Origin of the sequence: Myroides odoratus, from assembly GCF_965118575.1 — a bacterium.
GTDB lineage: Bacteria > Bacteroidota > Bacteroidia > Flavobacteriales > Flavobacteriaceae > Flavobacterium > Flavobacterium odoratum_B.
Genome location: NZ_CBCPHW010000011.1, coordinates 124,402 through 133,491 on the forward strand (window position 1 = coordinate 124,402; position 9,090 = coordinate 133,491).

The window sequence follows — 9,090 nt, forward strand, 5'->3', positions numbered from 1 at the left end:
CGTTTACTGCTTTTTTTTTGGTGACGAGTGATGGAAATGAATGATGGGTAAATTTTTTTAATTCAGAAAGCATTCCTTCACGCTTCATACATCACTATTTCTAAAAACCAACTCATCATTAAAGGAGTCAAGTAAAATCATACTTTCAGCCTTCACATGACCCGCTAAAATTTCTTTAGACAATTTATTTAATACTTCTCTTTGCACCACTCGTTTTACGGGTCTAGCACCAAATTGTGGATCAAATCCTTTGCGAGCTAAAAATTCTTTCGCTTCTTTGGTCGCTTCTAGATGAATGTTTTGTGCACTTAGCATTTTCATTACCCCTTGCAATTGAATATCGACAATCTTAAGGATATTATCTTGCGTTAATGGCGTAAACATCACCACTTCATCAATACGATTCAAGAACTCTGGACGAACACTTTGTTTGAGGACGTTTAGTACCTCTTCCTTAGCTTCTTCAGAAGCTTGTTCAACAGATGTAATTTGTTCAAATTTCTCTTGAATAATGTGACTACCCATATTAGAGGTCATAATGATGATTGTATTCTTAAAGTCCGCCAATCGACCCTTATTATCCGTTAAACGCCCTTCATCCAATACCTGGAGTAAAATGTTAAACGTATCAGGGTGGGCTTTTTCAATCTCATCCAATAACACTACCGAATACGGTTTTCTTCGAACAGCTTCCGTTAATTGTCCCCCTTCATCATAACCTACATATCCTGGAGGCGCTCCCACTAATCTACTAATGCTATGACGTTCAGAATATTCACTCATATCAATACGCGTCATCGCATTTTCATCATCAAATAAGTACACAGCCAAAGCTTTAGCAAGCTCTGTTTTACCAACCCCAGTTGTTCCTAAAAATAAGAATGAACCAATTGGTTTTTTCGGATCTTGTAATCCCGCGCGACTTCTGCGTACGGCATCACTTATTGCTTCAATAGCTTCTTCTTGACCTACTACGCGTTGATGTAGTTCATCTTCGAGGTGTAAGAGCTTTTCTCTTTCACTTTGCAGCATTTTAGTTACCGGTACGCCTGTCCATTTTGCCACAACTTCTGCAATATCCTCACTCGTTACTTCTTCCTTAATTAAAGAATGACTCTTTTGGTTTTCGTCCAATTGAATCTGAGCTTGTTCAAGTTGTTCTTGCGCTTGTTTAATTTTGCCATAACGCAATTCGGCCACTTTTCCATAATCACCATCGCGTTCTGCTTTTTCAGCTTCCAGTTTAAACGTTTCTATTTCTTGTTTGATTGCTTGTACACGATCAACGACTTCTTTTTCAGATTGCCATTTGCTGAAAAGCTCATTGCGATCTTCTTTCAAATTAGCAACTTCTAATCCTAAAACCTTTAGTTTATCTTCGTCATTTTCTCGCTTAATAGCTTCAATTTCAATTTCTAGTTGCATAATCTTGCGATCTAAGACATCTAATTCCTCCGGTTTAGAATTGATTTCCATACGCAGTTTAGCTGCAGCCTCATCCATTAAGTCAATCGCTTTATCTGGTAAGAAACGATTGGTAATATAGCGTTCAGATAAATTAACTGCCGCAATAATGGCTTCATCTTTGATGCGTACTTTGTGATGCGCCTCATATTTTTCTTTAATTCCACGTAGAATGGAGATTGCACTTTCTGTATCAGGTTCATCTACAATAACCTTTTGAAAACGACGCTCTAAAGCTTTGTCTTTTTCAAAATACTTTTGGTATTCATCCAAAGTAGTAGCTCCTATCGAGCGAAGTTCTCCACGTGCTAAAGCTGGTTTTAAAATATTAGCAGCATCCATCGCTCCTTCGCCACCACCTGCACCAACAAGCGTGTGGATCTCGTCGATAAACAGAATGATTTGCCCTTCTGAAGTAGTTACTTCTTTAACCACTGATTTTAGGCGTTCTTCAAATTCCCCTTTGTATTTCGCTCCTGCAATTAAAGCTCCCATATCCAAAGAGAAGATTTGTTTGTCCTTTAGATTTTCGGGAACATCTTGTTGTACAATACGGTGCGCCAAACCTTCGGCAATAGCTGTTTTACCAACCCCAGGTTCACCAATTAACATCGGGTTATTTTTAGTACGACGACTCAAAATCTGTAAAACACGTCTAATTTCTTCATCGCGTCCAATCACTGGATCTAACTTACCTTCATAAGCTAATTTCGTTAGGTTAATCGCGTATTTATTAAGTGAATTATAGGTTTCCTCAGCAGAGGCAGAGGTAACTCTTGCTCCATTTCGGATCTCATTAATAGCCGTTTCTAATTGCTTTTCAGTTACGCCTTGGTCTTTTAACATTTGGGCAACCGTACTTTTTGATTTAAAAATAGCTAAAAGTAAATGCTCAATAGAAACGTATTCATCCTTCATTTTAGTAGCAATGGCTTGTGCCTCTGTCAATGCAGTAGACGCATCTCGAGATAGACCAATTTGTCCGCCTTCTACTTTTGAAAAACGTTGTATAGCAGCATCTAAAGCAGATTTAAACACCTCTAAATTGATGTTTACCTTCTTTAAGATAAAAGGTGTAACGTTTTCATCTACTTCTAAAATAGCCTTAAATAGATGCTCATTTTCGATTTGCTGTTGCCCTAAGCCTTGCACAATTACTTGTGCACGTTGTAGGGCTTCTTGCGATTTTATAGTAAAATTGTTTAAGTTCATAGTCTTTATTTTTTGTGTTGTGATTTATCTTCTACAAGAGGTATTCCAATACTAAATTTAAGACTTTCTGTCCGAAATATTTCATATATTTGTACATATTTATGTCAAAAAGTCATATAATGAATTGGTATTGCCTTATTTAACTGAAAAAATGTCTTATGAACTGGATTGAACTTACAGAAACAACAAGCGTATCGGAGTTAATAGCGAATTCCTCAAACAAACCGTGTATTATTTTTAAAAATAGCACAACGTGTTACATCAGTAAAATGGCGCTAAAAAATTTCGAACGCTCTTTTACCAATCCTACGGGAGTTGATTGCTATAGGGTGGATGTAAAAAAGGACCGATTGGTTTCTTTGGATATAGCGGATCGATTTCAAGTACAACATGAATCCCCGCAACTATTGCTTATTGCGAATGGTAAAGTTGTTTTTAATACCTCACATGAAGGTATTGATGGTACGGAGACCGAAAAATTGTTATTGAGACTCTAAAAGTAGTTTTTTAGCACCTACAGCAACGATTGAAAATAAATAAAAACGAGTATAAAGAATAGTTTATGCTCGTTTTTTTATGTAAAAGAGTCAAATGGAGGGGAATAGTGCGACAAACTTAAAAATAGGTTGCCTGAATAAAAAGACTGAATTGTTTTGTAGTGCCTATTTATAAATACCTGATTGTATCCACTGAATTAGTAGAATTATCGGTTGTGGTAGGTCTTTCTTTTTAAGCTTATTAGTCAATGCTTCAACCTTTGGTCAACCTTTCTTCAACAAAACACCCCTTTTCCCAAGGATTGTTGCAGTTGGGTTGAAGAAAGGTTGAAGAAAGATATACCCAAACACATCGCATTGCAAAAAAAAGGGGCAGAAATGTACGGACGTTTTCAGTTAATTGTTGTAAAATATCTAGCGCTTTTCAAGTTTAAGAAGCTATGTTTTGCACTACGATATACTAAATTAGCGTGTGTCTATTCCAAAAATAGGACAAAAAGGGTTTTTGGCTAGCGAAAAGTACAACGAGAAAGTTACGTTAGTTTATAGCGCATTGTGGTGTGTACAACTTCAAATTCTTGCTCTAAATACAATTGCAGAGCTTTGGTGTTTTGTTTTAAAACAAGTAATTCTATATAATCCACTTGTTTGGTTTTAGCCCAAGTTTTTACCGCCTGAATAAGTTGTTTGCCAATACCTTGATTGCGGTAATTTTCTTCGATGTATATATCTGCAAAATTCAAATAGCGATGTGAAACAAAACATTCATAAGGCAGAGTATTTTCTATAAAAAGAGCAGTCATTCCTATGATCTTATTCTGATCAATCGCGAGGATAAAGTCGCAAGTATCCGCTTCAATCGTTTCTTTTAGAAAGGAAAAAGCAGGTAAATCTGCTTTAAAAGAATAGGGCTGATACCGCTGTAAATCAAGAAATTGTTTTTGATACAAGAGTTGCAGTTCTTCAATATCTCCGATAACCGCAGGGCGAATAATCATTTTTTATTTTTGTTTTAAAAGTACGCCAAAAATCCAAAGCTCAAACCATTTACTCTAATTTATTGACCCATATCAAGGAGTAAACCTCGTGCGAAGTAGTATCTTTGCTTCTATGAATTTATACACCATTTTAAAAAAAATAAAACCTTTTATTCAACCGTATCGAAGTTTGGTGCTAGGAACCTTATTTTTAACCGCTATTGGTTCGATAGCGGTTCAAGTAAATGCGTTGGTACTTCGTCACTTGGTGGATGCCTTAAGTGCAGTGATAAATAAGGATGAAACACAGGCCTGGGGATTCCAAGTATTACTTTGGTGTAGTGTTATTTTAATAGCCAAAGAAGTTGCTTTTAGCTGCATTCAGTTTGGTCAACGCTTTTTTGGGGAGAAATTGCGTATTTATACGTCTCGGGATATTTCGCAATTGGTTGTAGAGCGAATCTTAACTTTCAAAATGGCTTTCTACACCTCAGAAGAAAATGATAGCGGTAAACTACAAACGCGTATTGATCAAGGGATAAGCAGTATCACCCGCCTAGTTCAAAACTTTTTTATTGATATTTTGCCCTTATTTGCCAATGCTTTTGTCGCCTTGTTTATTATCTATTCGGCCAATATTACTATTGGTTTAGTAAGTACAGCTTTGATTCCTTTATATTTTTATATCAGCCAATATCAAGGTAAAAGACTAAAAGGATATAGACGTAAAATGAGAAGTTACCGCGAGAATAAAAACAATGGAATTATTTCTTTGATCAATTCCATAACCGTTATTAAATCCTTTGTAAGAGAGCCTTTAGAGTCAAAGAAACACGAAGACATTCAAATTGATATGACAGAAAATCAATTGCAGACACGCAGAATGAGTTTTGTGTTTGATGCAGTAAAAAGTTTTCTGGAGCAGTTTGGTTTGGTGGTGGTTATTCTGCTTACGGCTTACTTTGTATTGAAAGGACAAATGAGTGTTGGGGCTATTATGTTTCACGTTTTATTGTTTGGCAATGTAACCGCACCGATTCGTCAGTTGCACCGTATTTACGATGATGTAAACGATGCGATGATTTATTCTGAAAGTTTTTTTGAGGTTTTGGAAGCAAATGAAGTAGAAACCTCTGGAAGTTATATTCCACAAAAAATAGCAGGTAGAATAGAGTTGAAAAACGTATCTTTTAATTACCCCAATGGCACACAAGCCTTGAAAAAGGTTTCTATGGTGATTGAGCCCAATCAAACAACCGCTTTGGTAGGACTAAGTGGTGCTGGAAAAAGTACCATTATCAATTTATTGGATAAATTTTATGAACCGAATGAAGGGCAGATTTTATTGGATGGAATAGATCTAAAAGCCTATGATACCAAAGAACTGCGCAAGAACATTGGTTTAGTTTTACAAAAAAACCATATTTTCCAAGGGAGTATTGAGGAGAATATTCGATATGGCGATGAAACGGCAACTTTAGAAGAAGTGATTGAAGCCGCTAAAAAAGCCTATATACACGAGCAAATCGTTGATTTACCTCAAGGTTATGAAGCCGATGCCCGATTATTGTCGGGAGGGCAGCAACAGCGAATTGCTATTGCCCGCTTATTTTTAAAAGACCCAGCCATTATCTTTTTGGATGAGCCAACGGCAAGTTTAGATGCCATTGCCACCGAACAAATAAAACGAAGTTTAGATGCTATTAAGGAAAATAGAACGGTTATTATTGTTTCGCATAGCATTTCTCAAATTATTGATTCCCATCATATTGTGGTAATGGAAAAAGGGCAAGTAGTAGAAAGCGGGATTCACGAAGCCTTGTACGAAAATAAGCAAACCTATTATGATATATTCTCGGCTATGGCCAATAGCTTAAATCTTGAAAAAATATCTCAAACCCTTCATATTGATGAGTTAAAAGACTAATTGCTTTAGACTTACTTCCAAAAAGTGGGCTGAAGTTAGGCCCCATTTTTCATATAATGAGCTCAGTATTCTACTGGGCTCATGCTGTTTAAATTAACCCGTATGCTTGGGGAGTACGATATAAGTTATTCTTTCAATACGGTCTTCTTTCTTGACTTAGGTCAATGTTTTTGATTGCCGTGATCCGGTATTTTGTAGGATTAAAAGGGTAGAGTAGGAATACAAAAAAGGGCAAGTACATCAATACTTTAGTGGAGTGGTAGGTTGCCAATTGCTTATGGGTTTGCTTTTGTTAGTATTCCAAGAGCGAAAAAAATAGACGGAACAAGTAATGAAATAAATAGAAATATAAAATGGAAGATAAGTTAAGAGAGTTCGGAAAAAGCAGTCAAGAGCGAATGGAACGAGCGATGAGTTTTTTAAAGGTTGGAAAAGGGGTTTTATTACTTGATGATCAAGATAGAGAGAATGAAGCAGATATTATTTTCTCGGCCCATTTAATGTCCGAACAAGATATGGCACTTTTAATAAGATATTGTAGTGGAGTGATATGTCTGTGTTTGACGAATGAAAAAGCCGATGGTTTAGCCTTACCTTATATGGTTCAGGAAAATACCAGTCAGTTTCAAACGCCTTTTACCATAACGATAGAAGCGGCCAAGGGAGTAACCACGGGCTTATCTGCGGCAGATCGCTTGGCAACGGTTCGCGCTGCGAGTGATAAAAATGCGCAGATTGAGGATTTGGTAAAACCGGGTCATATCTTTCCCTTGCGCGCAAAAAATGGAGGGGTTTTAGAGCGAAATGGACATACAGAGGGCAGTGTAGATTTAATGAAATTGGCAGGACTACCGCCAGAAGCCGTTTTATGCGAATTAATGAATGACAATGGAACGATGGCTCGATTACCCGACGCGATTGAATTTGCAACTGCGCATAAAATGACTGTATTAACAATCGCTGATATTGTGTATTATCGTACTTTTGTTAGTGAATAAATAATAAAATGAAACAATTAATAACCTATATCTCTGATCGAATCGATGTAAATGAAAGTGAATTAGATACCATTCTCTCTTTTTTTACTTTTGAAAAAGTACCCAAGGGGAAACAAATAAACGCGGGTATAGGTCAAGCTCAAAAATTGTACTTTGTGTGCAAGGGGTGTTTGCGTGTTTTTTATATTAATGAGGCTGGACAAGATAGTACGCGTTATTTTGCTTTTGAAAACCAATTTGCGACTACTTTAGTTAGTTTTATCCAAGGAGAAAATGCAGAAGAACACATGCAAGCACTAGAAATGAGTGATGTGTACAGCATTAAGCATCGCGATTTTTATGCTTTGCTTGAACAAGTGCCACAATGGGAAAAATTCTATCGAAAGTATTTAGAGTTTGCTTACATTAATAATACCAATCGATTATTTGCGATGGTTACTATGGATGCGGGGATGCGCTATCGACAGTTACTCAGTCAAAGTCCGCAAATTGTTCGGCGCTTGCCCAACAAAATTGTTGCCTCTTACTTGAATATTTCTCAAGAAACTTTAAGTAGAATAAAAGCGAAATAAAACAGTTTGATTTAAATTTAATTTCCGAGCCTACCCCATGAATATTGGGCGTAGGCTTTTTTGCTTGTTGAAAGCCTTGAATTTTATAAAATAGGAATTAGTACTTATTATTTTACTAGTTGAAAAGTGTACTAGTTTCGTGACTATAATTGGTGATAAAAGTTGAATAATCTTGTTAAAATTAACAAATATATAATACGTTAAAAAAAATATAATTTGCGTAAATATTTTAGCTGAAATATGAGGGAAATCGTTTATCTTTAGTCCAATAAAATTAAAATAAGTTGATTATTTATTTAAAATAATTTATTATTAGGTATTAATTTTTAAAAAATTAGTAATATATGTATTTGTATTGCGTATTTCCCTTGTCTATTTTTTAATTTAGTTAATGTAAAAATAGCAAATACATAATATCGTTTTAATCTTATTTTAAGAAAAAAAGAGTAGTTTACTTAAATTTTTTTTTACAAATTCATTGAATTGGATTCTTTGTTTTTTTATTTTTTTGGAATAAATAAAAAGTAAAAGAGGGTAATCCTTTGGTTTTTAGAAATATAGATAAGGGGGCATTTAAGGAATTTGCTCCTTTGGAATACGTTGTTTTTTTTAAAAAAGTAACATAAATAAAAAAACGCTTTTTGGTATAATATTTGTAAAATTAAAAAATAGATGCATAAAGTTTAATTATTATATACTTTATCGTGATTTAAATACATATAATTGAATAAATAGTTGTTTATGAAAAAAAATGTACTTTCAGTAGCATTACTTATGATGTCTGGTTTCACCTTCGCACAGGTGGGTATTGGAACAGCAAACCCCAATTCATCAGCTCTTTTAGATATTGAAGCTCAAGCAGGTAGCTTTAAAGGTGTTTTAATCCCAAGAATCCCTTTGATAGCTGTAAATAATAGCTCAAACATTAGTGGCACTACGCCTAATAGTCTTTTGGTATTTAATACAACGGATTCGAATGATTTGAAACCGGGCTATTATTACTGGTTTAATAGTCGTTGGGTGCGATTAATCTCTTCAACCGATGATTTACTAAATCAAATGGCTATTAATGAGGAATTAGCAGTCAATCTAGCGGATGAAACTTTATTTCTCCGTGATACCAAGAATAATATCGTATCTGTCCCTTTAGCAGATATTAATATTGTAACGACCTTGACGTCAAATGGACAGGGAAAATATACCTACAAATCAGAAGATAATACGGAAACTGCAATTGACGTTACTTCGGATGTAATTACTAATATTTCTCTTATTTTAAATGAGGAAAATGTAGTAAATGAAATTATTCAATCCATTACTGCACAAGCGAAAGATATAACGGGTGATGCAAGTATTGAAGTAATTGGCGGTATTAAAGCCGTTTTAGCACCAACAACCCTAAGTATTAGAGATAGGAGTATCTCCAATGCAAAAATAAAACCC

Annotated in this window: 6 protein-coding genes and 1 pseudogene; 5 read left to right on the forward strand and 2 right to left on the reverse strand. The window is 35.2% G+C overall.

The features are described from left to right. Positions 1 to 84: 84 nt before the first annotated feature. The gene (gene clpB / locus ACMHJ2_RS10970; protein WP_413512899.1) at positions 85 to 2,676 is read right to left on the reverse strand and encodes an ATP-dependent chaperone ClpB; all 2,592 of its coding nucleotides are present in this window, start codon (positions 2,674 to 2,676) and stop codon (positions 85 to 87) included. 158 nt (positions 2,677 to 2,834) lie between these two features. Here clpB and ytxJ point away from each other — a divergent pair, with 158 nt between their 5' ends. Continuing rightward, positions 2,835 to 3,173 (forward strand): bacillithiol system redox-active protein YtxJ, encoded by a 339-nt coding sequence (ytxJ, locus tag ACMHJ2_RS10975; protein ID WP_413512900.1) that lies wholly within the window; start codon positions 2,835 to 2,837, stop codon positions 3,171 to 3,173. 533 nt (positions 3,174 to 3,706) lie between these two features. Here the strand turns inward: ytxJ and ACMHJ2_RS10980 are convergent. Continuing rightward, a complete protein-coding gene (locus tag ACMHJ2_RS10980; protein ID WP_413512901.1) occupies positions 3,707 to 4,171 on the reverse strand; it encodes an N-acetyltransferase family protein in 465 nt (154 codons plus the stop codon). Between the two features lie 112 nt (positions 4,172 to 4,283). Between ACMHJ2_RS10980 and ACMHJ2_RS10985 the strand changes: the two genes are divergently transcribed. From ACMHJ2_RS10985 to ACMHJ2_RS11000, 4 genes and pseudogenes are all read left to right on the forward strand, one after another. After that, complete coding sequence (locus ACMHJ2_RS10985; protein WP_413512902.1) at positions 4,284 to 6,077, forward strand: ABC transporter ATP-binding protein; 1,794 nt, start codon at positions 4,284 to 4,286, stop codon at positions 6,075 to 6,077. A gap of 353 nt (positions 6,078 to 6,430) precedes the next feature. After that, positions 6,431 to 7,075, forward strand: a complete 645-nt coding sequence (ribB, locus tag ACMHJ2_RS10990; protein ID WP_413512903.1) for a 3,4-dihydroxy-2-butanone-4-phosphate synthase — start codon at positions 6,431 to 6,433, stop codon at positions 7,073 to 7,075. 8 nt (positions 7,076 to 7,083) lie between these two features. Then, positions 7,084 to 7,647 carry a Crp/Fnr family transcriptional regulator gene (locus tag ACMHJ2_RS10995; protein WP_413512904.1) on the forward strand — a complete coding sequence of 188 codons (564 nt, stop codon included), beginning with the start codon at positions 7,084 to 7,086 and terminating at the stop codon, positions 7,645 to 7,647. A 741-nt stretch (positions 7,648 to 8,388) separates the two neighbouring features. Next, positions 8,389 to 9,090 (forward strand): annotated as a pseudogene (locus ACMHJ2_RS11000) (hypothetical protein); the annotation flags it as partial.